The sequence below is a fragment of the Candidatus Pantoea soli genome (genome assembly GCF_007833795.1).
Taxonomy (GTDB): Bacteria; Pseudomonadota; Gammaproteobacteria; order Enterobacterales; family Enterobacteriaceae; genus Pantoea; species Pantoea soli.
In genome coordinates this window covers 2045542-2069267 of the sequence record NZ_CP032702.1, presented here as the reverse complement: position 1 = coordinate 2069267, position 23726 = coordinate 2045542, and the positions used below count along the sequence as shown (strand labels likewise).

At 58.3% G+C, this 23726-nt stretch carries 26 protein-coding genes; 13 read left to right on the top strand and 13 right to left on the bottom strand.

From position 1 onward, the window contains the following. Nucleotides 1-43 precede the first annotated feature (43 nt). From D8B20_RS22035 to rlmA, 3 genes are all read left to right on the top strand, one after another. Nucleotides 44-118, top strand: a complete 75-nt coding sequence (locus tag D8B20_RS22035) for a DUF2627 domain-containing protein (protein WP_110866451.1) — start codon at nucleotides 44-46, stop codon at nucleotides 116-118. An 82-nt stretch (nucleotides 119-200) separates the two neighbouring features. Continuing rightward, nucleotides 201-410: a transcription antiterminator/RNA stability regulator CspE gene (cspE, locus tag D8B20_RS09605; protein ID WP_021510024.1), complete on the top strand. Its 210-nt coding sequence runs from the start codon at nucleotides 201-203 to the stop codon at nucleotides 408-410. 138 nt (nucleotides 411-548) lie between these two features. Then, on the top strand, nucleotides 549-1355 hold the full coding sequence (rlmA, locus tag D8B20_RS09600; protein WP_145888669.1) for a 23S rRNA (guanine(745)-N(1))-methyltransferase: 807 nt from the start codon (nucleotides 549-551) through the stop codon (nucleotides 1353-1355). Here the strand turns inward: rlmA and D8B20_RS09595 are convergent. The 4 genes from D8B20_RS09595 to manX form a co-directional block, all read right to left on the bottom strand. Next, on the bottom strand, nucleotides 1352-1810 hold the full coding sequence (locus tag D8B20_RS09595; RefSeq protein WP_145888668.1) for a DUF986 family protein: 459 nt from the start codon (nucleotides 1808-1810) through the stop codon (nucleotides 1352-1354). The two genes, rlmA and D8B20_RS09595, sit on opposite strands and share 4 nt — an antisense overlap. 90 nt (nucleotides 1811-1900) lie before the next feature. After that, nucleotides 1901-2746, bottom strand: a complete 846-nt coding sequence (locus tag D8B20_RS09590) for a PTS mannose transporter subunit IID (RefSeq protein ID WP_145888667.1) — start codon at nucleotides 2744-2746, stop codon at nucleotides 1901-1903. Between the two features lie 14 nt (nucleotides 2747-2760). Further along, on the bottom strand, nucleotides 2761-3561 hold the full coding sequence (locus D8B20_RS09585) for a PTS mannose/fructose/sorbose transporter subunit IIC (RefSeq protein WP_145888666.1): 801 nt from the start codon (nucleotides 3559-3561) through the stop codon (nucleotides 2761-2763). Between the two features lie 54 nt (nucleotides 3562-3615). After that, a complete protein-coding gene (manX, locus tag D8B20_RS09580; protein WP_145888665.1) occupies nucleotides 3616-4575 on the bottom strand; it encodes a PTS mannose transporter subunit IIAB in 960 nt (319 codons plus the stop codon). Nucleotides 4576-5084: 509 nt separating this feature from the next. Here manX and D8B20_RS09575 point away from each other — a divergent pair. Next, the gene (locus tag D8B20_RS09575) at nucleotides 5085-6656 is read left to right on the top strand and encodes a TerC family protein (RefSeq protein WP_145888664.1); all 1572 of its coding nucleotides are present in this window, start codon (nucleotides 5085-5087) and stop codon (nucleotides 6654-6656) included. Nucleotides 6657-6787: 131 nt separating this feature from the next. Here the strand turns inward: D8B20_RS09575 and pdeD are convergent, their stop codons facing one another. The 4 genes from pdeD to pabB form a co-directional block, all read right to left on the bottom strand. Further along, on the bottom strand, nucleotides 6788-8350 hold the full coding sequence (pdeD, locus tag D8B20_RS09570) for a cyclic di-3',5'-guanosine monophosphate phosphodiesterase PdeD (protein WP_145888663.1): 1563 nt from the start codon (nucleotides 8348-8350) through the stop codon (nucleotides 6788-6790). A 222-nt stretch (nucleotides 8351-8572) separates the two neighbouring features. Then, nucleotides 8573-9937, bottom strand: a complete 1365-nt coding sequence (gene sdaA / locus D8B20_RS09565) for an L-serine ammonia-lyase (protein ID WP_145888662.1) — start codon at nucleotides 9935-9937, stop codon at nucleotides 8573-8575. A gap of 190 nt (nucleotides 9938-10127) precedes the next feature. Further along, nucleotides 10128-10697, bottom strand: coding sequence for a CoA pyrophosphatase (locus tag D8B20_RS09560; protein WP_145888661.1), 570 nt, complete (start codon nucleotides 10695-10697; stop codon nucleotides 10128-10130). A gap of 1 nt (nucleotide 10698) precedes the next feature. Further along, nucleotides 10699-12057, bottom strand: a complete 1359-nt coding sequence (gene pabB, locus D8B20_RS09555) for an aminodeoxychorismate synthase component 1 (protein WP_145888660.1) — start codon at nucleotides 12055-12057, stop codon at nucleotides 10699-10701. Nucleotides 12058-12168: 111 nt separating this feature from the next. On the opposite strand from pabB, the gene D8B20_RS09550 reads away from it, so the two are divergent. Continuing rightward, nucleotides 12169-12354: a YoaH family protein gene (locus tag D8B20_RS09550; protein WP_145888659.1), complete on the top strand. Its 186-nt coding sequence runs from the start codon at nucleotides 12169-12171 to the stop codon at nucleotides 12352-12354. Nucleotides 12355-12369: 15 nt separating this feature from the next. Here the strand turns inward: D8B20_RS09550 and D8B20_RS09545 are convergent, their stop codons facing one another. Beyond that, entirely contained in the window at nucleotides 12370-12714 is a 345-nt protein-coding gene (locus D8B20_RS09545; RefSeq protein ID WP_145888658.1) for a RidA family protein, read from the bottom strand. Nucleotides 12715-12838: 124 nt separating this feature from the next. Between D8B20_RS09545 and yoaA the strand changes: the two genes are divergently transcribed. From yoaA to rnd, 5 genes are all read left to right on the top strand, one after another. Further along, a complete protein-coding gene (yoaA, locus tag D8B20_RS09540) occupies nucleotides 12839-14749 on the top strand; it encodes a DNA repair helicase YoaA (RefSeq protein ID WP_145888657.1) in 1911 nt (636 codons plus the stop codon). A 52-nt stretch (nucleotides 14750-14801) separates the two neighbouring features. After that, a complete protein-coding gene (gene tsaB / locus D8B20_RS09535; protein ID WP_145888656.1) occupies nucleotides 14802-15500 on the top strand; it encodes a tRNA (adenosine(37)-N6)-threonylcarbamoyltransferase complex dimerization subunit type 1 TsaB in 699 nt (232 codons plus the stop codon). A gap of 59 nt (nucleotides 15501-15559) precedes the next feature. Next, nucleotides 15560-16153, top strand: coding sequence for a Slp family lipoprotein (locus D8B20_RS09530; protein ID WP_145888655.1), 594 nt, complete (start codon nucleotides 15560-15562; stop codon nucleotides 16151-16153). Nucleotides 16154-16361: 208 nt separating this feature from the next. After that, complete coding sequence (gene fadD, locus D8B20_RS09525) at nucleotides 16362-18038, top strand: long-chain-fatty-acid--CoA ligase FadD (protein ID WP_145890508.1); 1677 nt, start codon at nucleotides 16362-16364, stop codon at nucleotides 18036-18038. A 97-nt stretch (nucleotides 18039-18135) separates the two neighbouring features. Further along, complete coding sequence (gene rnd / locus D8B20_RS09520) at nucleotides 18136-19257, top strand: ribonuclease D (RefSeq protein ID WP_145888654.1); 1122 nt, start codon at nucleotides 18136-18138, stop codon at nucleotides 19255-19257. Nucleotides 19258-19313: 56 nt separating this feature from the next. On the opposite strand, the gene minE is transcribed toward rnd, so the two are convergent. From minE to minC, 3 genes are read right to left on the bottom strand one after another with little or no spacing between them, the layout of a single operon-like run. Continuing rightward, nucleotides 19314-19583: a cell division topological specificity factor MinE gene (gene minE / locus D8B20_RS09515; RefSeq protein WP_145888653.1), complete on the bottom strand. Its 270-nt coding sequence runs from the start codon at nucleotides 19581-19583 to the stop codon at nucleotides 19314-19316. Between the two features lie 3 nt (nucleotides 19584-19586). After that, on the bottom strand, nucleotides 19587-20399 hold the full coding sequence (minD, locus tag D8B20_RS09510; RefSeq protein ID WP_145888652.1) for a septum site-determining protein MinD: 813 nt from the start codon (nucleotides 20397-20399) through the stop codon (nucleotides 19587-19589). 33 nt (nucleotides 20400-20432) lie between these two features. Beyond that, complete coding sequence (gene minC / locus D8B20_RS09505) at nucleotides 20433-21137, bottom strand: septum site-determining protein MinC (protein ID WP_145888651.1); 705 nt, start codon at nucleotides 21135-21137, stop codon at nucleotides 20433-20435. A gap of 154 nt (nucleotides 21138-21291) precedes the next feature. Between minC and D8B20_RS09500 the strand changes: the two genes are divergently transcribed. From D8B20_RS09500 to ycgN, 3 genes are all read left to right on the top strand, one after another. Then, a complete protein-coding gene (locus D8B20_RS09500) occupies nucleotides 21292-21567 on the top strand; it encodes a YcgL domain-containing protein (protein WP_145888650.1) in 276 nt (91 codons plus the stop codon). 263 nt (nucleotides 21568-21830) lie between these two features. Further along, nucleotides 21831-22490 (top strand): fumarylacetoacetate hydrolase family protein, encoded by a 660-nt coding sequence (locus D8B20_RS09495; RefSeq protein ID WP_145888649.1) that lies wholly within the window; start codon nucleotides 21831-21833, stop codon nucleotides 22488-22490. 65 nt (nucleotides 22491-22555) lie between these two features. Beyond that, on the top strand, nucleotides 22556-23002 hold the full coding sequence (ycgN, locus tag D8B20_RS09490) for a cysteine cluster protein YcgN (protein ID WP_145888648.1): 447 nt from the start codon (nucleotides 22556-22558) through the stop codon (nucleotides 23000-23002). Between the two features lie 40 nt (nucleotides 23003-23042). On the opposite strand, the gene dsbB is transcribed toward ycgN, so the two are convergent. After that, entirely contained in the window at nucleotides 23043-23573 is a 531-nt protein-coding gene (gene dsbB / locus D8B20_RS09485; protein ID WP_145888647.1) for a disulfide bond formation protein DsbB, read from the bottom strand. Nucleotides 23574-23726 lie beyond the last annotated feature (153 nt).

Genomic DNA, 23726 nt, shown 5'->3' with positions numbered 1-23726 from the left:
ATGTGATAACGAATCGTGGGTCAAACGAGGTACAGTTCTGTTTATGTATGGCATCTTCAGTAAAGAAGTTACGAGTAAAGACGTTGACGTTGAATACCGCTTCCTTGCCGAACCTTAAATTAGTGCCTCATTCAGTAATGTCTCTGGTTTATCTGTAAGACTGCCTTCGGGCAATATAAACACTCTAAGGAATTTGCAAAATGGCAAAGATTAAAGGTCAGGTTAAGTGGTTCAACGAGTCCAAAGGTTTTGGTTTTATTACCCCTGCTGACGGCAGCAAAGATGTGTTCGTACACTTCTCTGCTATCCAGGGCAACGGTTTTAAAACCCTGGCCGAAGGTCAACAGGTTGAGTTTGAAATTCAGGACGGCCAGAAAGGTCCTGCAGCGGTTAACGTTACTGCTATCTGATTTCGTGCTCAGGCTCGGTGTCATACACCCCTGAAACGCATGCCAGGCCCCGCTCACCGAGCGGGGCTTTTCTTTATTCTTTCTGTTGTCAGACGATCAGGGTAAACTGCGCCGCGAATTGCTAACCCGGAGTCGTTTATGTCCCTTATTTGCCCGCTTTGCCACCACTCTCTGCTGCAGCAACACGGCACGTTTCGCTGTGATGCCGGACACCAGTTTGATCAGGCAAAAGAAGGGTACGTGAACCTGCTGCCGGTACAGCATAAAGGCTCGCGTGAGCCGGGCGACAGCGCAGAGATGCTGCAGGCCAGACGATCGTTCCTTGATGCCGGCTACTATCAGCCGCTGCGTGACTGCGTTGCGCAGCACTTGGCGCAGCAGCTCCCCGCCGGCAACGTTCAGGTGCTGGACATCGGCTGTGGCGAGGGATATTACACCGCCGCCATGGCAGCCGCGCTGCCTGCCGGACAGCTTTTCGGGCTGGATGTGGCCAAAGCGGCCATTCGTATGGCGGCCAGGCGCTACCGGGCGGTGACGTTTTGTGTGGCTTCCAGCCAGCGTCTGCCGTTTGCGGATGCGTCGCTGGACGCGGTGGTCCGGATTTATGCTCCCTGCAATGAAGCCGAACTGAGCCGGGTGGTGAAGCCCGGCGGGTTTTTGCTGACCGTCACGCCGGGTCCGCACCATCTGCAGCAGTTCAAAGCATTAATCTACCGTGAGGTGCAGCTGCATGCGGCGGAAGAGAAAACCTACGCAGGTTTTAGCCGGGTGGACCAGCAGCGTCTGCGCTATCCGATGACGCTAAGCGGTGCCGACGCCGTGCGCTTATTACAGATGACGCCTTTCGCCTGGCGCGCGCGCGAAGCGGTGTGGCAGACACTGGCTTCGGCAGAGCAGGTGGTTTGTGACGCCGATTTCACGCTTACGCTCTGGCAGCGTGACTAGCGCGCTTCGACCAGCGTGTGATAAATCTTTTCCAGGTCGTCAAGCTGCTGCACGGCGATCAGCAGACGTCGCTGTTCCAGCTGCATCGCCAGGATGCCGTCTTCTGACAGGTTCATGCTCTGAATGCGGCGATAATCGATCCAGACGCCGGCAAAAAACATCCCCTCGTTTTTCATCAGCAGCTGCGGGCTGCGCAGCCAGAACAGCCAGACGGCCATAAAGCACAGCACCATCAGCAGCGTGGTGGTGAGCGGCGTGCCGTGCTGCTGGATATTGTTCCACAGCAGAATCAGCAGCAGCACAATGAAAATGCCACTGTCAATCAGATGCCGGCGGCGCAGCGCCACGCGCAGCCGCGTGGGGCCGCGACGACGCGGCAGAATGGCATCATCGTAAATGGCGAACAGCAGCAGACCGGCAGTCAGCAGAGCAAGCAGGATGTCAGTCAGTGACATGCAGGGCATTCCTTAATCGCCGCGCGCGGCCGGGTCGCAGCCGCCACGCTGGCGGGAGAGGCCGGGAGCGCCGTGCTCCCGGCAGGTTAATTACAGACCCAGCAGGCCAATCCAGTAACCAAAAATACCAATCGCAAAGAAGCCCACGATAATCCACAGCGCGTTCACCTTGCGGCGCAGCAGCCACATACAGCCAAAGGTCAGCAGCAGCGGAATTAAGCCCGGCATCAGCTGATCCAGAATCGACTGCACCGTGGTAACGGTGGTTTTGCCGGTCTGGTCGGTAATACGGGACACCACCAGCGGCACGTTCACGTGTGTCCACTTGTTGACCAGCGCCCCCATCACAAACAGCCCGAGTATTGATGCCCCTTCGGTCAGCTTCTGCAGGAAACCGCCGCCCATATCCCCCACGATATCCACCCCTTTACGGTAGCCGTACGCCACGCCGTAATAGCGGGTCAGCAGGCGGGCGATATTAAACAGGAAGAAGAACAGCAGCGGGCCGAGCAGGCTGCCGCTCATGGCGATACCGGCGCCGAGTGCCGCAAACACCGGCCGCACGGTTCCCCAGAAAATCGGATCGCCGACGCCTGCCAGCGGACCCATCAGGCCCACTTTGATCCCGTTAATCGCACCGTCATCAATGGCGGCGCCGTTAGCGCGCTGCTCTTCCATCGCCATGGTGACGCCCAGCACCGGCGCCGCCACATAAGGGTGGGTGTTGAAAAATTCCAGATGACGTTTGATCGCCTGTTTACGCGCCTCGTTGTTCTCCGGATAGAGACGGCGGATCACCGGTACCATCGAGAAACAGAAGCCCAGCGCCTGCATACGTTCAAAGTTCCACGAACCCTGGAACAGGTTAGAGCGCAGGAAGACGCCACGTACGTCACCGGGTGTGAGTTTTTTTGGAGCGTGAGTTGTATCGGCCATGATGTCACCTGTTCCTAGTCGAGTTCGTTATCGAGGTCATTTTGCGCCGGGCCGGCAGAGGCTGCGCCCGCCACGCGGTTATATTTCGGTGCCAGCTGGATATACAGCACCGCCATCACCACACCAATCACGCCCAGCGCCACCAGGTTAAAGCTGGTAAAGGCGGCTGTCACAAAGCCGAGGTAGAAGAAGGGCATCAGGTAGCCGGCGCGCATCATATTGATGACCATTGCGTAACCCACCACGACAATCATGCCGCCAGCGATGTTCAGGCCATTGGTGACCACTTCCGGAATCGAGCTGAGCAGCGTGTGTACCGCACTGGTGCCTACAGAAATCGCCACCAGCAGCGCCGGGATCGCAATACGCATCGCCTGCAGCAGCAGGGCAGAGACGTGGATCCAGGAGATCGCCGTAAGATTGCCTTTTTCCGCGGCTTTATCGGCGGCATGCTGGAAAGCAACAGTCAGCGTACGCACGATAATAGTCAGCACCTGGCCGGCGGCGGCCAGCGGAATCGCCAGTGCGATACCGGCACCGACGCTTTGTCCACCGGCAATGACCAGAATGGTTGAGATGATCGAGGCCAGTGCGGCATCCGGTGCCACGGCGGCACCGATGTTCATCCAGCCCAGGGCGATCATCTCCAGCGTACCGCCAATGATGATGCCGGTTTTCATATCGCCCAGCACGGCACCAATCAGCGTACAGGCCACCAGCGGGCGGTGAAACTGAAACTCATCAAGAATCGAACCCATCCCGGCGATACAGGCGACGATAAAAATCAACACAATTTGGAGCGAGGTTATTTCCATCACATAATTCCTCAGCAAGGTCTGAATGTCCGCCCCTGAGCGGGCAGAGATGCACTACGGATTGACCTTCGCAATCAGGTCCATCATTTTCAGTTTCGGGTCGTTGGAGACTTTGCGCACTTCCAGTTCAATGCCGCGCGCATTGAGCTTGCGGAAGGCCGCAATGTCTTTCTCATCAACGGACACCGCATTGTTGACCTGGGTTTTTCCCTGCCGGAACGCCATGCCGCCAATATTGACTGACTTGATGTCTACACCCTGTTCCACCACGCGTTCAACATCGGTGGGGTTGGTAAACAGCAGCATCACCCGGTCTCCGGCATATTTGGGGTTGTTCCACACGCGAATCATCTTGGCGATGTCGACGACATGCGCGGTGACGCCGGGCGGAGCAACCTGCGTTAGCAGGGTTTTGCGCACGTGATCGTTCGCGACTTCATCACTGACAACGATAATCCGTGTCACGTTGGTCTCTTTGGTCCAGCGCGTGGCCACCTGGCCGTGAATCAGGCGGTCATCAATGCGGGCGAGGCCAATTTTCATATGCTGGCCCGGTGCCAGCGGCGGCTGGGGTTGCGGGGCGGCTTTCGCGGCCGGTGCCGGGGCCGGCGCGGCGGATTCGGTCTTCAGGGCTTTCACGCCTTCACGTCCCGCTTCCAGCGCGATGTGTATCAGCTCCTGCAGCGTCGGATTGTCATCGCGTCCCATCAGGGTTTCCACCAGCATCGGAATGTTCACCCCGGCAATCACATCGTGGTCAGGCTTATCCACCACTATCCGGCTGGCGGCGTTAAACGGACTGCCGCCCCAGGTATCGACCAGAAACAGCACGCCGGCGGCGGTGTCGAGCTTAGCCAGCTGGGCCTGATATTTTTCAATTAACGTTTCTGCATTTTCGCCGGGGACGAAATCAATCCATCCGACATTTTCCTGCTCACCTAACAGCATCTCAGCTGTTTTCAGCAGTTGCTCTGCCGCCCAGCCATGTGTACCAATCACAATCGCAATGGTCACGTGCTACCTCCGTTCGCATGAGAGATTTCCGGGCCCTGCCGGAAATTCGTGAGAATGACCGTTGCCGGTGCCGTCGTTGTGCGGGAAGAGGCAGGCCATCACGCGGGATGACGGGCCCTTCGCGCCGCATGGCGCGCAGCGGTCAGGTCGCGATTTATTTTAGTGATCGAAAAAATAAAATATGTGACGCTGGTCGGTTATTCAGCGCGTAATAAAGCCGGACGCGTTTTTATGCCGGTTTAGTGCGCCCGCGCAATCCTGTGTAAATGTAAGAAAATTTTTTGATCTTGTTGAGGTAACTGATACATTAGCGGTCTGTTTATTACTCAGGAGTAACGAGCTTCAGCTCACTTTATGGACCGTCACCGACGTCGCTTTACCTGCTCTCTGCGCCTGCGCGCATCCCACTTCACGCCTGCTGGCGTTATCTCATCCGCTTACGATCTGCCGTCTCACCTTCTGGTGCAGATGCTATTCCGTTCGTCTTCACGAAGTGCAAGGAGTCATTGATGGAACTGTTTTTAGACCCCTCGCTTTGGGCGGGCTTACTGACGCTGATTGTGCTGGAGATTGTGCTCGGCATTGATAACCTGGTATTCATCGCCATCCTGGCCGACAAACTGCCGCCAAAGCAGCGTGATAAAGCCCGGCTGATCGGCCTGTCGCTGGCGCTGGTGATGCGTCTGGGCCTGCTTTCCGTGATCTCCTGGATGGTGACCCTGACGCGACCGCTGTTCAGCGTGGGCGATTTCAGCTTCTCCGGCCGCGATTTGATTCTGTTGTTCGGCGGGCTGTTCCTGCTGTTTAAGGGCACCATGGAGCTGCACGAACGGCTGGAAAACCGCGGCGAGGAAGGGCAGGGCAATAAAGGCTACGCCAGTTTCTGGGCGGTGGTGCTGCAGATAGTGGTGCTGGACGCGGTGTTCTCGCTGGATGCGGTGATTACCGCTGTGGGCATGGTGAACCATCTGCCAATCATGATGGCGGCGGTGGTGATTGCAATGGGTATTATGCTGCTGGCCTCTAAGCCGCTGACCCGCTTCGTGAATGCGCACCCGACGGTGGTAGTGCTGTGTCTGAGCTTCCTGCTGATGATCGGCTTGTCGCTGGTGGCGGAAGGCTTTGGCTTCCATATTCCGAAAGGGTATCTGTACGCGGCGATTGGCTTCTCGATTGTCATTGAGCTGTTTAACCAGATTGCCCGCCGCAACTTTATCCGTCATCAGTCGCGCCGTCCGATGCGTGAACGCACGGCAGAAGCGATCCTGCGCCTGATGGGTGGCCGTCAGCGCAGCAACAGCCAGCCGGCGAGCAACGAAGAAGCGGGACTGAGTGAAGCCATGCCGCAGGAAGCTTTTAAGGATGAAGAGCGCTATATGATCAACGGCGTGTTGACGCTGTCGCAGCGCTCTATCCGCAGCATCATGACGCCGCGTGGCGATATCTCCTGGGTGGATGCCAACCGGCCGCTGGACGAAATTCGTATTCAGCTGCTGGATACGCCACACAGCTTGTTCCCGGTGTGCCGCGGTGAGCTGGATGAAATTATCGGTGTGGTGCGGGCTAAAGAGCTGCTGGTGGCGCTGGAGCACGGGATGGACGTGGCGACCTTTGCCGCCAGTTCGCCGGCGATCGTCGTGCCGGAAACGCTGGACCCCATCAACCTGCTGGGCGTGCTGCGTCGGGCGAAAGGCAGCTTTGTCATTGTGACCAACGAGTTTGGGGTAGTGCAGGGCCTGATCACGCCGCTGGACGTGCTGGAAGCGATTGCCGGTGAATTCCCGGACGAAGATGAAACGCCGGACGTGATTGCCGATGGTGACGGCTGGCTGGTGAAGGGCGGGACCGATCTGCACTCGCTGCAGCAGCTGCTGGATTACCATGAACTGGTGAAGCAGGAAGACGATCACGCATCGCTGGCAGGGTTGCTGATTGCGCAGAAAGGTCAGCTGCCGCTGCCGGGCGACGTTATTGATCTGCCGCCGCTGCACTTTCAGATTATCGATGCCACGGATTACCGCATCGATCTGGTGCGCGTCACCAAAGATAAGCCGCACGACGAGGAAGACGAGGACGTTTAAGCGTCCGGTGATGCGACTGGGGCCGTCCGGTGACGGCCCTTTTTTATGCGCCGCGCCCGGCGGGCAGCACTGGCGGGCAGAGGGATCTCGGAAGCACGCCCGGCAGGCGCGGCGGGTCGTGTCAGGCTATCTCAGGCGTTCAGCTGCGCCTGGTGCTGCGCCAGCCAGCGCGGGAAATCTTCTACCGGCATCGGGCGCGCGTAGTAATACCCCTGCAGCTGATCGACGCCGCGCTCGCGCAGATAGTCAGCCTGTTCAGCGGTTTCCACGCCTTCGGCCACCAGCGCGATATTCAGCCGCTGCGCCAGGGAAATCACCATGTCAGTCACGGTGGCGTTGATGGCGTCGGTGCCAATCGCTGCGGTGAAAATCTTGTCGATTTTCAGCACGTCCGGCTTGAGGTCTTTCAGGTAAGCCAGCGAGCTGTGTCCTGTGCCAAAATCATCAATCGCCAGCCGCACGCCAATCTCATGCAGCTGGGCAACCACGGACTGATCGATCACCGGCAGCGCGTCGCGTTCGGTCAGCTCTACCACCAGCTGGGGCTGCGGGCTGGCGGGCCACCAGATCCGCTGCAGATCCTCAAGGATGGCACGCTCGCGGAAGTGGCTGGCCGCCACATTGATGGCGATATGAAACGACGGGGACTGCGGCAGCTTTGGCAGTTCCTCCACCACTCTGGCAATCACAAAGCGCGTCAGCGGCGCAATCAGATTCTGGCGTTCGGCCAGCGGGATAAACACATCCGGCGCGATCCAGCCCTGGCGCGGATTATGCCAGCGCAGCAGCAGTTCTATGCCGTCACACTCACCGCTGCGGGCATTGATCAGGGGCTGGCAGTACACCATAAATTCATTGGCGGTGATGCCATAACTGATTTGCCAGCTCAGGCTCATGCGGTTGGCCGTCGCCAGCCAGACGATATAGCCCATCAGCAGGCTGAGCAGAACCGCCAGCGGCAGCTGTGACGGCAGGGTATTCAACGCCAGCCGCGCCGGCGACGGGCCATACAGCGTGATGCTGAACGGGTACCGCAGCGAGGATTGCACGTAAGCCACTTCGTCGTCAGACGGCACGGTATGCTCAATCAGCGGATTGCCATACTCCAGGCTCTGGCCGCCGACGTTAAAAATCGCGCGCTCCACCCACGGCAACTGCGGCTCCAGCAGGTAGTTGGTCATCAGTTCAATATTGATGATTTGCAGCAGGCCGTCCCGGTTATCCAGCGATTTTGGCGTCCACAGCAGCAGCACCGGCGAGCCTTTCAGCAGGTACTCGTCGGTGGAAAGCATCATGCGTTCGTTGTTGATGGCCAGTTGCGGATAGGTCTGGCTGAAGGAGATGCGGCGCGGGCCGTAAATACTGGAACAGTAGATGGTGTCGTCCTGCACCAGCAGAACGGTGCGCACCGTTTGCAGGGCGGCAATTTTTTCAATCAGCGGAAAGCGCACCTGATTACAGGTCACGCCCACCAGCCCAAGCGTGTTATTGGCGGAGACGTCAAGCGGTGAAAACATACGGTCAAAGCGCGCAATTGCGCGGGTGGCAAAATTCAGTGACTGCTGCTCAATGCGTGACTTCTCCTCCACGTAGCGAAACGTCAGCGTCAGAATCAGGACCAGCGCGGCGATCACCAGCGCAATAAGCAGGCGCTTACGACGAAATTGACCCACAGATTGCTGGGGGATGAGCATCAGTAACCACCTTGCAAAAACAAAGATTAAAGCCAAAGTAACGAGAAGGTTATCGGCATTGAGGCGGCCAGGTTTAGCGCGGCTGATGAAAAAAAGCGGCCCTAAAAAACAGCGCGGCCTCTGTGGGCCGCGCGCGAAATTACTGTATCTGGTTTACTGACGCTGAGGTAGAGCAACGGACAAAAAAACGGGCGATCGCTGGCTTTCTCTCCAGCGAAGCGGTCAGTCACACTGGACTTTGATGGCCAGCCCGCCGCGTGAGGTTTCACGGTATTTGGCGTTCATGTCTTTACCGGTTTCGTACATGGTCTCGATCACCTTATCGAGCGAAACGCGCGGTTCACTGGTACGACGCAGCGCCATGCGCGCCGCGTTGATCGCCTTCACTGAGGCAATGGCGTTTCGTTCAATGCAGGGCACCTGCACCTGGCCCGCAACCGGGTCACAGGTCAGGCCCAGGTTATGCTCCATCCCGATTTCCGCGGCCACGCACACCTGCTCCGGGCTGGCTCCCAGCAGCTCCGCCAGACCTGCTGCTGCCATGGAGCAGGCGACGCCCACTTCACCCTGACAGCCCACTTCGGCGCCGGAGATCGACGCATTCATTTTATACAGCACGCCAATCGCACCGGAGGCAAGGAAGTAGCGGATAAAGATATCGGGCGTCACGGTCTCAATAAAGTGATCGTAATAGGCCAGCACGGCGGGCACGATACCGCAGGCGCCGTTGGTTGGTGCGGTGACGACGCGCCCACCGGCGGCATTCTCTTCGTTAACCGCCAGGGCAAACATATTGACCCAGTCAATAACGTTCATGGGGTCGTTAGAGTGCTTGTTGGAAGAGACCAGCAGGCGACGCAGCGACGCGGCACGACGCGGCACGCGCAGCGGACCCGGCAACACCCCTTCGGTGTTCAGGCCGCGATCGATACAGGCCTGCATGGTTTGCCACACGTGGGTGAAATAGGCAGTGATCTCCTCACGGCTGTGCAGCGCCAGTTCATTTTTCATCACTACGCCGGAGAGGGACAGGCCGGTGTCGCGACAGTGGCTGAGCAGCTCGCGGGCGGAGTGAAACGCGTAAGGCACCGTGACTTCGTCCAGCACCGGCTGACCAAAGTGGGCCTCATCCACGATGAAGCCGCCGCCGATGGAGTAATAGGTTTTGCTCTCAATCAGCAGATCCCCGGCGAAGGCATACAGTGTCATACCGTTTTCATGCAGCGACAGGTTTTCGCTGCGGAAAACCATGCCGCCTTCGCGCGGAAAATCCACTTCATGTGCGCCGTTCGCCAGCAGCAGGCGCTCGCGCGTTTCGACATCTTTAATAAACGCCGGAATGCTGTCGATATCGACGGTGGCGGGCTCAAAACCGGCCAGCCCCATAATGATGGCAATATCGGTGTGGTGGCCTTTACCGGTGAGCGAAAGCGAGCCATACACATCAACCGCCACCCGCGTCACATCCTGCAGTTTGCCCTGTTCAACCAGCAGGTCAACAAACTGCTTGCCTGCCTTCATCGGGCCGACGGTATGCGAACTGGATGGGCCAATGCCCACTTTGAACATGTCAAAAACACTAATCACCGGTGACACTCCTCACAAATCTTATTTTATCCGGCGCAAGCCGTTAATGCGGCTAATAGTAATCGTCTGCGCCGGGCAGCGAGCACCTTTTCGCATGAAATAAACTAATTATAAACCACAGAAATAGTTATCCATTTGCCCGGTTGTGAGCCGGATCGATTTTTCAGGGTAAGGCGGAACGGAGCGGGAATCAGGGCAGGGCGATCTGCTGGCCCAGCGCGCGAATAATGCCGGCAGTCATGCCCCAGATAAAATAATCTTCATACCAGGAGAGCCACACCTGATGCTGCTGCCTGCCGCGCCGCAGCGTCAGCCCGCTGTAGCGGCTCAGGCGCAGGGCTTCCGCCAGCGGCATAGTGAAAGCGCTTTCGACTTCGTCCGGATTCAGCTGAAGCGGCAGCGCAGCCGGCAGCAGACCCACCACCGGCGTCACGGCAAAGCCGGTGCTGCTGGTGACCGGCGGCAGGACGCCAATCACCTGCACCTGCTGCGGATCGATGCCGACTTCTTCGCGGGCTTCGCGCAGTGCGGTGTGCACCAGCGAGGTATCGGTAGCATCCTGCATGCCGCCGGGAAAGGCCACCTGACCGGCGTGCTTGCGCAGCTGCGCCGAGCGGCGCGTCAGCAACAGACCGGGCTCGGCGCTGGCGATCACCGGCACCAGCACCGCGGCGCGGCGCCCGGCGATGGCGGACGGGCGCGGGTGCAGCGGCGGCTGCAGCACAAAACGGCTGACAAACTGCTCCAGCGTCAGCGCCATGTCAGTCGCGCTCCTGCAGGCAGGGCAAAATCCGGTTTACCTTGTGCAGGGTCTCCTGGTACTCGGCCTGCACATCGCTGTCGGCCACCAGTCCGCCGCCGGCAGCGCAGTACAGCTGCTGGTTTTCCGCAATCAGGGTGCGGATCGTAATGCTGGTGTCCATACGTCCGCACAGGCTGAGATAGCCGATGCTGCCGCACCAGGCATTACGGCGCTGCGGCTCCAGCTCTTCAATAATTTCCATGGCGCGGATTTTGGGCGCGCCGGTAATCGACCCGCCAGGGAAGCAGGCGCGCAGCAGATCGCTGGCGCTGAGCGTATCAGGCAGGCGGGCGCGCACGGTGCTGACCAGATGGTGTACCGCCGGAAATGCTTCCACCTCAAACAGCGCCGGCACGCTGACGCTGCCGGGCACCGCCACACGGCCTATGTCATTGCGCAGCAGATCAACAATCATCAGGTTCTCAGCGCGATCTTTCTCCGCTGCGGCAAGCTTCAGCGCCTGCTGCCGGTCGGCTTCAGGATCGGCCAGCCGCGGCAGGGTGCCTTTGATCGGCCGGGTTTCGATCGTCTGCTGCTGCAGTGAAAGAAAACGCTCCGGCGACAGGCTCAGCACCGCGCTGCCCGGCAGGCGGATAAAGGCACTGAAGGGCGCGCGGTTGGCCCGGGTGAGCCGCAGAAATGCCTGCCATTCGTCACCGCGATAGCGCGCCTGAAAACGCTGGGCCAGATTCACCTGATAGCAGTCGCCGGCCTGAATATACTCCTGCACGGCGTGAAAACGTGCCGCATAGTCATCATAACTCAGGCTGGATTGCCAGGCGCTGGTGAGGGCAAAGGGTACCGGCTGCGGCACGGCCAGCGCCTGCAGCCAGCGCCAGCGCCGGTCGGCATCATCCAGGGAAATCAGCGTCAGCGTCTGCCGGTGGTGATCGGCAATCAGCGCCCAGTCATAAATGCCGACCGCCATGTCCGGCGTGGTGAGGTCCTGTTGCGCCTGTTGCGGCAGCGTTTCAAAACGGCGACCCAGATCGTAGCCAAACAGGCCCAGCGCGCCGCCCTGAAACGGCAAATCGGCATTGAACGCGGGCGTGATGCCCAGCGCGTCCAGCTGCTGCTGCACCAGGCGCAGCGGGTCTTCCGCCGAGTGTCGCACGCCATGACTCTCCGCAATCGCCGTGCTTTCACCGCGCGTCGTCAGGGTCACGCGCGGGTCGGCGGTGAGAATATCAAAGCGGTTATCGGCGTGTTCCGCCTGGCCAGAGGTCAGCAGCATCGCCCAGGGGCGATGGGCAAGCGCAGCAAAACGATGCAAAAGTGCATCCGGCGTATACTTCAGCGAAAGGGTGTTCACAATCATCGGACAAATCAGTTCAGCAGGCAGGCGCGTAGCCTGGCATATTTCTTTGTTGCTGACACCTGTTTGTTCGGCATGGAATAATACCCTCCCGTTTTTTTCCAGGAGAACATCATGTTTTCAGGTCTTCCGGCGTTATCACATGAACAGCAGCAGCAGGCAGTTGAACGTATTCAGGAGCTGATGGCCGGCGGCATGGCCAGCGGCCAGGCGATTGCGCAGGTGGCGCAGGAGATCCGCCAGAGCCATCAGGGTGAAGCCATCCGGGCGCGTTTCGAAGACGACGAAGACGACGCGTAGCGCGCCCGGCGCGGCTTACAGCGCGGCGATAATTTTAATTTCGACTTTGTACTTCGGATTCATCAGACCCGCCTGCACGGTGCAGCGCACCGGCGCATTGCCGGGCGACACCCACGCATCCCAGGCGCGGTTCATCGCCGGGAAATCGGCTTTATCCACGAGGAAAATGGTGGCGTCCAGAATTTTGCTTTTGTCTGAACCCACACGCGTCAGGATGCGGTCGATCACCGCCAGCGCGTTGGCCGTTTGCGCTTCGGCATCCTCGTCGAGATTTTCCGGCACGCTGGTGTAATAGACGGTCTGGTCATGCACCACGGCTTCAGACATGCGGTGCTCCGGATCAATACGCGTAATGGTCATGCTTTTCTCCTGTATTTAAGCTGCGTTAGCCTGCCATATCCGGCGGCCGGCTGTCATCTGTTGTGGTCGCCTGCCGGGAATCCTGACATAATTACAGTGTTTTTTTCGTACTCAGTGAGGATGTGTGGCAGACGATTTTGCAGCGGATGGCGCGCTGGCGCAGGGGATCCCGGGTTTTAAACCGCGCGCGGCGCAGCGCGAAATGGCGCAGGCAGTGAGCGAAGCGGTCAGGCACGGTGGCGAGCTGGTGGTTGAGGCCGGCACCGGCACCGGTAAAACCTACGCTTACCTGGCACCCGCACTGCGCGCCAAAAAGAAAGTGATTGTCTCTACCGGTTCGAAAGCGCTACAGGATCAGCTCTACAATCGCGATTTGCCCACCATTGCCCGCGCGCTGAAATTCAGCGGCAAAACGGCGCTGCTGAAAGGACGCGCGAACTACCTTTGTCTGGAACGGCTGGAACAGCAGACTCAGGTGGGCGGCGATCTGACCGTGCAGGCGCTGGGCGATCTGATCAACGTACGCAGCTGGTCATCTGAAACCACAGACGGCGATATCAGCAGCTGTGCTGATGTCGCAGAAGACAGCCCGATCTGGCCTTACGTCACCAGCACCAACGATAACTGTCTGGGCAGCGACTGCCCGCTGTATAAAGACTGCTTTGTGGTGAAAGCGCGCAAAAAAGCGATGGACGCCGATGTGGTGGTCGTCAACCACCATCTGTTTCTTGCCGATCTGGTGGTGAAAGAGGGCGGCTTTGGCGAGCTGATCCCGGAAGCGGACGTGATGATCTTCGACGAAGCGCATCAGCTGCCGGACATCGCCAGCCAGTATTTCGGGCAGCAGCTCTCCAGTCGCCAGCTGCAGGACCTTGCCAAAGATATCAACATTGCGTATCGCACCGAGGTGCGTGATGTCCAGCAGCTGCAGAAATCGGCGGATCGCCTGGCGCAGTGCGCGCAGGATTTTCGCCTGACGCTTGGGGAACCCGGTTTTCGCGGTAACCTGCGCGACCTGCTGGCAGATAACAACATCATGCGCATGTTTACCCTGCTGGATGATGCGCTGGAGCTCTGCTACGACGTGATTAAACTGTCGCTGGGCCGATCTGCGCTGCTGGATGCCGCCTTTGAACGTGCCGCCCTTTATCGCACCCGGTTGAAGCGGCTGCGCGCCATTGATGAACCCGGCTTCAGCTACTGGTACGAATGCACCAGCCGCCACTTTACCCTTGCGCTGACTCCGCTCTCCGTCGCCGAACGTTTCCGTGAGGTGATGGACAACCGTAAGGCTGCCTGGGTGTTTACCTCAGCCACGCTGGCGGTCAATGAACAGATGGGCCACTTCGCCAGCCGGCTCGGCGTGGAGAAAGCGCAAACCCTGATCCTGGACAGCCCGTTCGACTATGCGCAACAGGCGCTGCTGTGCGTGCCGCGCAACATGCCGGAACCGAACCATCCCGGTGGTGCGCGGCAGCTGGCGCGCATGATGAAGCCGCTGATCGATGCCAATAAAGGGCGCTGTTTCTTTCTCTGCACCTCGCACAAAATGATGCGCGAACTGGCCGCGGAGTTTCGCGCGTCCATGACGCTGCCGGTGCTGCTGCAGGGTGAAACCAGTAAAGGCCAGCTGCTGAAGCAGTTCCTGGAGGCCGGCAACGCGCTGCTGGTAGCGACCAGCAGTTTCTGGGAGGGCGTAGACGTGCGCGGCGATGCGCTCTCGCTGGTGATCATCGATAAACTGCCGTTTACCTCTCCGGAAGATCCTCTGCTGAAAGCGCGCATGGAAGATTGCCGCCTGCGCGGCGGCGATCCCTTTAACGATGTTCAGTTGCCGGATGCGGTGATTACCCTGAAGCAGGGGGTCGGTCGCCTGATCCGTGACACTGACGACCGCGGTGTGCTGGTAATATGCGATCAGCGTCTGGTCTCCCGTCCTTACGGTGGCCTGTTTCTTAACAGCCTGCCGCCGACGCCGCGCACCCGTGACCTGCAGCGCGCTATTGAATTTGTGCGGCCGCCAGAGGCGCACTAATTTGTGCCAGGCTGTGGTAAGATGCGCGCCATTTTGATTCTCTGAGGTTGTTATGTCCGCCCGAATTTTAGCCCTGGACACCGCGACAGAAGCCTGTTCTGCCGCGCTGCTGAATCAGCAGCAGATTGATGCCCGCTTTGAAATCGCGCCACGCGATCACACGCAACGTATTTTGCCGCTGGTGCAGACGCTGCTGCAGGCGCAGCAGCTGGAACTCACTGCGCTGGATGCGCTGGCGTTTGGTCGTGGCCCGGGAAGCTTTACCGGTGTGCGTATTGGCATCGGTATTGCGCAGGGACTGGCGCTGGGCGCGTCCCTGCCAATGATTGGCGTCTCTTCGCTGGCGACGCTGGCGCAGGGCGCCTGGCGTCTGACCGGCGCAACGCGCGTGCTGGCCGCGATTGACGCGCGCATGGGCGAAGTGTACTGGGCCGAATACCAGCGTGACGAGCAGGGTGAATGGCACGGCGTGGAGAGCGAGGCCGTGCTGAAGCCGGAAGCGGCAGAGGCGCGCATTGCCGGGCTGAGCGGGGAGTGGGCCACGGCTGGCACCGGCTGGCAGGCTTATCCGCATCTGCTGCACAGCAGCAACGCGCAGCTGGTCACCACGGCGGTGACGCTGCCCGCCGCAGAGGACATGCTGCCGCTGGCGCTCAGCGCCTGGCAGCGCGGTGACATGGTGGCGGCAGAGCACGCTGAGCCGGTTTATCTGCGCAATGAAGTGGCATGGAAAAAGTTGCCGGGCCGCTGATCCCGGCGCAACTTATTGTGGCGCGTCCAGTCTAACTGAGAAATTACCGGAGAAGTGTTATGCCAATTAGTCGTACAGGAATATCTGGTGCTCTGTTAGCCTGCGCGCTGCTGCTGAGCGGCTGCGTTTCCGTGCCGGATGCTATCAAAGGCAGTTCTGCGCTGCCGCAGCAGGATCTGCTGCGGGTCATGAGTGCGCCGCAGCTGTATGTCGGCCAGGAATCACGCTTCGGCGGTAAGGTCGTCAAAGTCACCAACCTGAACGGCTTAACCCGTCTGGAGATCGCCACGCAGCCGCTCGACGACAGCGCACGGCCGCGGCTGGGGGCGGCGTCAGTGGGACGGATCTATGCTGATATTCACGGCTTTGTTGATCCGGTCGACGTGAATAATCAGTACATCACCGTGCTGGGCAACATCAAAGGCACGGAAAAAGGTGAGATTGGTAAGGCCAGCTACAACTTTGTGGTCGTTGATGTGCGCGGTTACCAGCGCTGGCATCTGACGCAGCAGGTCATGACGCCGCCACAGCCGATCGACCCGTGGATTTGGTATGGCCCGACGCGTCACCATCCCGGCTACTGGGGCCCCAATCCTTACTGGGGCATGAACACCGGTGGCCCGGCACAGGTCGAGACCATTCTGACTGAATAAGTCAGCAAATATTTTTTTACGGCCCGGTCGCGGTGCTCGCGAACGGGCCTTTTTATTGGGCGCGCAACCGATGCGCGAAATTTAGTGATGGGCTTCGCAACCTGAAAATGCCGGAACAGGCAAACTGGTACAATCAGTTAAAATATTGTTAACAACACTGATGGCAGAGGCGGCGATGGCTACGCAACAGGAATATCGGGGTGAATCTTTGAACAAGGTGTGGCTGAAACGCTACCCGCCGGATGTCCCGGCGGAGATTACTGCAGATCGCTATCCCTCTTTGGTCGATCTTTTCGAACATGCAACGCAGCATTACGCCGATCAGGTGGCGTTTATCAATATGGGTCAGCCCATGACCTATCGCGAGCTGGAGCAGCAAAGCCGGGCATTTGCGGCCTGGCTGCAGCAGGGACTGGGGCTGCAGCAGGGCGATCGCGTGGCGTTAATGATGCCAAACCTGCTGCAGTATCCGGTGGCGCTGTTTGGCGTGCTGCGCGCCGGCATGGTGGTGGTCAATGTGAACCCGCTCTATACCCCGCGCGAACTGAAACATCAGCTGAACGACAGCGGGGCCAGCGCGATCGTCATCGTCTCAAACTTTGCCCACACGCTGGAAAAGGTGGTCGCTGACACGCCGGTTAAGCACGTCATGCTGACGCGCATGGGCGACCAGCTGGCACCGGTTAAGGCCACGCTGGTGAACTTTGTGGTCAAATACGTTAAAAAGCTGGTGCCTAAGTACCATCTGCCCGGCGCGGTGCCGTTCCGTCAGGCGCTGCAGCAGGGCGCGCAGCTCAACTATCACCGTCCGGTGGTGCGTAATGATGACCTCGCTTTCCTGCAGTACACCGGTGGCACCACCGGCGTGGCCAAAGGCGCGATGCTGACGCACGGCAATATGCAGGCCAATCTGGAGCAGACCAAAGCCACCTACGGCAAGCTGCTGCGCGCCGGCAAAGAGCACGTTGTGACGGCGCTGCCGCTGTATCATATTTTTGCGCTGACGGTGAACTGCCTGCTGTTCCTCGATCTGGGCGGCACCAATCTGCTGATCACCAACCCGCGCGACATCCCTGGCTTTGTGAAAGAGCTGAGCAAATTCCCGTTCACCGCGCTGACCGGCGTTAACACCCTGTTTAATGCCCTGCTGAATGACGTCAATTTTAATAAACTCGATTTTTCCACGCTGCGTCTGTCGGCGGGTGGCGGTATGGCCGTGCAGAAAGCCGTGGCAGAGCGCTGGGAAAAACTTACCGGGCATTACCTGCTGGAGGGGTACGGCCTGACCGAATGCTCGCCGCTGGTCTCGGTGAATCCATATGACATTACCTGCCACACGGGCAGCATCGGTCTGCCGGTTCCCTCTACCGACGTGCGCATTGTCAATGACGACGGTGTGGACGTGCCACCGGGTGAGCCAGGCGAGCTATGCATTCGCGGCCCACAGGTGATGGCCGGTTACTGGCAGCGGCCGGAAGCCACCGAAGAAGTGCTGAAAAATGGCTGGCTGCACACCGGGGATATTGTTACCGTTGACGCTGAGGGCTTTATCCGCATTGTGGACCGCAAAAAAGACATGATTCTGGTGTCGGGCTTCAATGTGTATCCCAATGAGATCGAAGATGTGCTGATGCAACACGCCAAAGTGCGTGAAGCCGCGGCCATCGGTGTGCCGAGCGATCTCTCCGGTGAGGCGGTCAAGGTGTGCATTGTGAAGAAAGATCCGTCCCTGACCAAAGAGGAAGTGCTGGATCACTGTCGCCGCCAGCTTACCGGTTATAAAGTGCCGAAGATTATCGAGTTTCGTGACGAGCTGCCTAAGACCAACGTGGGTAAAATTTTGCGCCGCGAATTGCGCGACGAGGCGAAGCGGGAAGGGCAGTAACGCGCTTTTTTCCTCAGGTTAACGCCGGCCCAGTCCGGCGTTTTTATTGCTTTTAACATGGAGCGCTGCGCGGAGTTTGCCGCAGCGAGAACACAACGTGAATTACACTCTGATCGACCAAAACGACGCGCTGGCGCAGGTTTGCCAGCAGGCCCGCCAGCACGCCGCCGTGGCGCTGGATACAGAATTTGTGCGTACCCGCACCTACTATCCGCAACTGGGGCTGATACAGCTGTTTGATAGCGAACAGCTGGTTCTGATCGATCCACTTAACATCAGCGACTGGACACCCTTTATTGCGCTGCTGCAGGACCGGCAGGTCACAAAGTTTCTGCATGCCGGTGGCGAAGATCTGGAAGTCTTTCTGCACCGCTTTGGCTGCCTGCCGGAACCGATGATTGACACGCAAATCCTCGCTGCCTTTGCCGGCCAGCCGCTCTCCTGGGGGTTTGCCGCCATGGTAAATCACTTTAATCAGATTGAGCTGGATAAAAGCGAAGCGCGTACCGACTGGCTGGCCCGTCCGCTGACCGAGCGTCAGTGTCAGTACGCGGCGGCCGACGTGGCTTACCTGCTGCCGATTGCCCATCAGCTGATGGCGCAGACCGAAACCGCAGGCAACATGGCAGCGGCACTCAGTGAGTGTGAAACGCTGTGTCAGCGTCGTCTCGATGTGCAGCAGCCGGAAGAGGCATGGCGCGATATCACCAATGCCTGGCAACTGCGTCCGCGTCAGCTGGCCGCGTTACAGCGTCTGGCGGCATGGCGCCTGAACATTGCGCGGCAGAAAGACATGGCGGTGAACTTTGTGGTGCGTGAAGAGAATCTGTGGAAGGTGGCGCGTTATATGCCGGGCAGCCTCGGTGAACTCGACCATCTGGGCCTGAATGGTCACGAAATCCGTTTCCACGGCAAAGCGCTGGTGGCGATGGTTGCGGAGGCGCAGGCACAGGAGGAGTCCACGCTGCCGGCAGCGCTGCCGAACCTGATTGACCATCCGCACTACAAGCAGGCGTTCAAAGCGATTAAAGCGCTGGTACAGCAGGTGAGTGAGCAGACCGGCTACAGCCAGGAGCTGCTGGCTTCGCGCCGTCAGATTAACCAGGTGCTGAGCGTGCACTGGGGACTAAAAAGCGCATCGCGCACGCCGGAGCTGCTGACAGGCTGGCGTGGTGAGGTACTGAAGGCTGGTATTGACGCTATCCTGCAGTCGCTGTAAGCGGTACGTTTTCCCCTGCGCCGGTTACGCAGGGGAAAATCAGGAACCCGCTACTGTCATTTAGGGGCGTCTTCTGTCTCTGGCAGAGTCACGTTAAGCTCAAGGATAGAAATATCATCCCCTTTCTGATCCAGCTGAACCGTGACCATATCCGGGTCAATTTTTACGTATTTACAGATCACTTCCAGAATATCGCGCTTCAGCTGCGGCAGGTAGTGGGGCTCACTGTCGCCCCTTCTGCGTTCTGCCACGATAATTTGCAGCCTTTCCTTGGCAATATTGGCTGTGTTCTTCTTACGGGATAAAAAGAAATCGAGTAATGCCATTGGTTATCCCCCGAACAGGCGTTTCAGGAAACCCTTCTTCTCTTCTTCGATAAAGCGGAAGGGGCGTTCTTCGCCAAGCAGGCGATCTACGGTATCAGCATAGGCTTTACCGGCGTCAGAGTTTGCGTCGAGGATCACCGGCTCACCCTGGTTAGAGGCGCGCAGGACTGACTGATCTTCCGGGATGACGCCCACCAGCGGAATGCGCAGAATTTCCAGCACATCTTCCATGCTCAGCATGTCGCCACGGGTAACGCGGCCCGGGTTGTAGCGGGTCAGCAGCAGGTGCTCTTTCACCGGATCCAGGCTGTTTTCCGCACGGCGCGATTTCGAAGAGATAATACCCAGAATGCGGTCAGAGTCACGCACGGAAGAGACTTCCGGGTTGGTGGTGATGATGGCTTCATCGGCGAAGTAGAGCGCCATCAGCGCGCCGGTTTCGATACCCGCGGGGGAATCGCAGACGATAAAGTCGAAATCCATCGCGGCGAGGTCGTTCAGCACTTTTTCCACGCCTTCGCGGGTCAGGGCATCTTTATCACGGGTTTGTGAGGCGGGCAGAATATAGAGCTGTTCGGTACGCTTATCACGAATCAGCGCCTGGTTCAGGGTGGCATCGCCCTGAATAACATTGACGAAGTCATACACCACGCGGCGTTCGCAGCCCATGATCAGGTCGAGGTTGCGCAGACCGATATCGAAATCGATCACGACGGTTTTTTTGCCCTTCTGCGCTAACCCTGTGGCGATGGCCGCGCTTGACGTGGTCTTGCCAACGCCCCCTTTACCTGATGTAACTACAATAATGCGTGCCATAAATGTTGATTTCCTTAACGAAAGAAAAGGGGCCTAATTAAGTGTCTGGATGGTCAGCGCGCCGTCTGTGAGACACAGACGCGCGGCTTTGCCAAAGAATTCCGCCGGAATCTGATCCATGATCCAATACTCTCCGGCGATGGAGACCAGCTCGGCTGCGAGACTGGTGCAAAAAATCTGGCAGTCGCGATCGCCGCTGGCACCTGCCAGTGCGCGGCCGCGCATCATGCCGTAAATATGGATGTTGCCATCTGCCACCAGCTCGGCACCGGCGCTGACGCTGCTGGTGACGATCAGATCGGCGTTGCGTGCGTAGATCTGCTGGCCGGAACGCACAGGCGTATTCACAATGCGCGTTTTGCTGGCGGGTTCCGCCACCACCGGTGGCGCCACCGCTTCCGCTTCCGGAGCATCCGCATGCCGGCGGTTCTCTTTGCCTTCCGAAAGCACCGGCAGGCCGGCGCGGGCAATCATCTTTTTCAGGGCTTCATCTTTACAGCCGCTGACGCCGACGATGCGTAAGCCGGTGGCGCTGACCGCCTGCTGCATCTGCTTCCAGTTAATGTCGCCGCTGAGCGCCGCGACATTGAGCACCACCGGTGCATTTTGCAGAAACGCCGGAGCTTGGTCGATCTTGTCCTGCAGCGCCTGACGAATCACCTCGGGTTGCGAATGATGCAGATGAACAACTGACAGGGTAAAACTGCTGCCCTTGAATTCGATTGGCGATTGCGGCATCTGTGCTGACTCAGTCCTGTTTTCACGACCTGAAGATGAACGTTGATAAAATCGTCATTAACATCAGCGGGTCAATATTCGAAGTTCTGCAAGCATGTTATAGTTACTGCTATATTCAGGCAAGTGACGCCCTTGGTTAATTCGAGTAAAAAATATGTTTTGTGTGATCTATAGAAGCCCGCAACGCGACCAGACTTATCTCTACGTAGAAAAAAAAGACGATTTTTCCCGCGTGCCGGAAGCCCTGCTGCGCGGCTTTGGTAAACCGCAGCTGGCGATGGTGCTGTCGCTGGACAAGCGTGAGAAGCTGGCGAACGCTGATATCAATAAAGTGAAGCAGGGATTAAGTGAGCAGGGTTATTATTTGCAAATCCCGCCACCGGTTGAAAGTTTGCTCAACATTCACCTTGAACAGGGTAAAAAAGTTTAATTCAGATTCATCTGTAAAAATATATCCTGTAAATATCATCAGTGCTCTGCCATTAATTAAGCGCCCGCTTTAATTCTTATTGTGGGCAATTAATGCTCCGTCAGTGGCAGAGGCGCTGAATGATTAACGACTTTTGACAATTTCCGCCACTTCCGCCGCACCAAATGGTTAATATACTCTTCTAAACCCGCCACGTTCCGGCGGGAGCCAGGACGCAGCGCCAGCCGCGCTGGCGTTTAACACAACCAAAGCAGGGGTATAGCATGTATCAGCATCGTAACTGGCAGGGCGCGCTGTTGGATTATCCGGTCAGCAAAGTGGTCTGCGTGGGCAGCAACTATGCAAAGCACATTAAAGAAATGGGCAGCGCCACACCGGCGGAACCCGTGGTTTTCATTAAACCTGAGACCGCCATTTGCGACCTGCGTCAGCCGCTCTCCATTCCGGCCAGCTTTGGCGAGGTGCATCATGAAGTCGAGCTGGCAATACTGATTGGCGCCACGCTAAAACAGGCCAGCGAAGAGCACGTGGCAAAAGCGATCGCCGGCTATGGCGTGGCGCTGGACCTGACCCTGCGTGAACTGCAGGCGGGCTTTAAGCAGGCCGGGCAGCCGTGGGAAAAAGCCAAAGGCTTTGATAACGCCTGTCCGCTGTCCGGATTTATTCCCGCCAGCGAATTCAGCGGCGATCCACAAAACACCGAGCTGAAGCTGGTAATCAATGGTGAGGTGCGTCAGCAGGGCACCACCGCCGACATGATCCATAAAATCCTGCCGCTGATTGCCTATATGAGCCGCTACTTCACCCTGCGTGCCGGCGACGTTATTCTGACCGGTACGCCGGAGGGGGTGGGCCCGTTACGTTCCGGTGACAAGCTGGAAGTCTCGCTGGCCGGTCACGGTATCAGCACGCGCGTACTGTAAAACTTGCATCTCCGCACCTGAACCTTTATAAGGTGCGGTTTTGTTGCACAACCCGGACCGCCACTATGACTGAACAACCTTTCTGGCAGACAAAACGCCTTGACCAAATGAACGACGCAGAGTGGGAATCGCTGTGCGACGGCTGCGGCCAGTGCTGTCTGAATAAGTTGCAGGATGCGGATACCGATGAGATCTACTTCACGAACGTGGCGTGTAATCAGCTGAACATCAAAACCTGTCAGTGCCGTAATTATGCCCGTCGATTTGAGTATGAAGAGGACTGCATCAAGCTGACGCGGGAAAACCTGACCAGCTTTAACTGGCTGCCGCGCACCTGCGCTTACCGTCTGCTGGGAGAGGGGAAACCGCTGCCCGCCTGGCATCCGCTGCTGGCTGGATCAAAGCAGGCCATGCACGCGCAGCGTATCTCTGTCCGCTACATCGCCGTGCGCGAGAGTGAAGTGCGCGACTGGGAAGATCACATTATTGACCGGCCGGATCGCAACGGCTGACACGTCAGCAGGCAGCGGGCTGCTGCCTGTTTTCACTGGCTTAGCGGCTAAACAGCTCGCGGCGTCTGGCGCGGAAAGGCTGCGCAATCAGCACCAGCGCCCCCACCAGCAGATAAGCCGCAAAAATCACTATCATCCACTGCGGCATGCTCCAGGTCAGAAAGGTCCAGCCGCGTTCCGCGCAGTCACCGCTGGCAACGAACACCGAGGGCAGCCATTTATCCAGCGGCAGCCAGTCAGGGAAGCGCGCTGCAAAATCGCAGGTGACAAACGGATTCGGATGCAGCTGAATCATGGTGTGCTCATACGAAAGGCGCAGCCCTTCAATGGCGCTGTAGAGCCAAATCACTATCGCCACCCAGCGCAGCGGGGTTTTTGGCGCAATCGCGCCGACAAGGCCCGCGCCCATCACGCCAAACAGCGCGCAGCGTTCATAAATGCACATCACGCAGGGTTTCAGCCCCATGACATGCTGAAAAAACAGCGCAACCAGTTCCAGCGCCAGCGCCGTCAGGGCCAGCAATAACCAGGCACCGCGTCCACGCGAGCAGTGATTTAAATATCGCAACATTGTGCTTATCCCGTAGCCGTTAATGCCTCGCAGTGTAAACCAAAAGCGCTTCCCTGCCAGCCCGCCTGCCGGAAAAAATCATGTATAAAAATGACTTAAGCCTGATCCACATTAAGAAAACTACTGGATTATGGCTTCTGCAGTCACGGCTGG

What these genes read in the sequence shown, in the direction of transcription:
- cspE (WP_021510024.1), top strand. Translation starts at nt 201, where the DNA reads ATGGCAAAGATTAAAGGTCAGGTTAAGTGGTTCAACGAGTCCAAAGGT.
- rlmA (WP_145888669.1), top strand. Translation starts at nt 549, where the DNA reads ATGTCCCTTATTTGCCCGCTTTGCCACCACTCTCTGCTGCAGCAACAC.
- D8B20_RS09595 (WP_145888668.1), bottom strand. Translation starts at nt 1,810, where the DNA reads ATGTCACTGACTGACATCCTGCTTGCTCTGCTGACTGCCGGTCTGCTG.
- D8B20_RS09590 (WP_145888667.1), bottom strand. Translation starts at nt 2,746, where the DNA reads ATGGCCGATACAACTCACGCTCCAAAAAAACTCACACCCGGTGACGTA.
- D8B20_RS09585 (WP_145888666.1), bottom strand. Translation starts at nt 3,561, where the DNA reads ATGGAAATAACCTCGCTCCAAATTGTGTTGATTTTTATCGTCGCCTGT.
- D8B20_RS09575 (WP_145888664.1), top strand. Translation starts at nt 5,085, where the DNA reads ATGGAACTGTTTTTAGACCCCTCGCTTTGGGCGGGCTTACTGACGCTG.
- pdeD (WP_145888663.1), bottom strand. Translation starts at nt 8,350, where the DNA reads ATGCTCATCCCCCAGCAATCTGTGGGTCAATTTCGTCGTAAGCGCCTG.
- D8B20_RS09560 (WP_145888661.1), bottom strand. Translation starts at nt 10,697, where the DNA reads ATGGCGCTGACGCTGGAGCAGTTTGTCAGCCGTTTTGTGCTGCAGCCG.
- pabB (WP_145888660.1), bottom strand. Translation starts at nt 12,057, where the DNA reads ATGATTGTGAACACCCTTTCGCTGAAGTATACGCCGGATGCACTTTTG.
- D8B20_RS09550 (WP_145888659.1), top strand. Translation starts at nt 12,169, where the DNA reads ATGTTTTCAGGTCTTCCGGCGTTATCACATGAACAGCAGCAGCAGGCA.
- D8B20_RS09545 (WP_145888658.1), bottom strand. Translation starts at nt 12,714, where the DNA reads ATGACCATTACGCGTATTGATCCGGAGCACCGCATGTCTGAAGCCGTG.
- tsaB (WP_145888656.1), top strand. Translation starts at nt 14,802, where the DNA reads ATGTCCGCCCGAATTTTAGCCCTGGACACCGCGACAGAAGCCTGTTCT.
- D8B20_RS09530 (WP_145888655.1), top strand. Translation starts at nt 15,560, where the DNA reads ATGCCAATTAGTCGTACAGGAATATCTGGTGCTCTGTTAGCCTGCGCG.
- minE (WP_145888653.1), bottom strand. Translation starts at nt 19,583, where the DNA reads ATGGCATTACTCGATTTCTTTTTATCCCGTAAGAAGAACACAGCCAAT.
- minD (WP_145888652.1), bottom strand. Translation starts at nt 20,399, where the DNA reads ATGGCACGCATTATTGTAGTTACATCAGGTAAAGGGGGCGTTGGCAAG.
- minC (WP_145888651.1), bottom strand. Translation starts at nt 21,137, where the DNA reads ATGCCGCAATCGCCAATCGAATTCAAGGGCAGCAGTTTTACCCTGTCA.
- D8B20_RS09500 (WP_145888650.1), top strand. Translation starts at nt 21,292, where the DNA reads ATGTTTTGTGTGATCTATAGAAGCCCGCAACGCGACCAGACTTATCTC.
- D8B20_RS09495 (WP_145888649.1), top strand. Translation starts at nt 21,831, where the DNA reads ATGTATCAGCATCGTAACTGGCAGGGCGCGCTGTTGGATTATCCGGTC.
- ycgN (WP_145888648.1), top strand. Translation starts at nt 22,556, where the DNA reads ATGACTGAACAACCTTTCTGGCAGACAAAACGCCTTGACCAAATGAAC.
- dsbB (WP_145888647.1), bottom strand. Translation starts at nt 23,573, where the DNA reads ATGTTGCGATATTTAAATCACTGCTCGCGTGGACGCGGTGCCTGGTTA.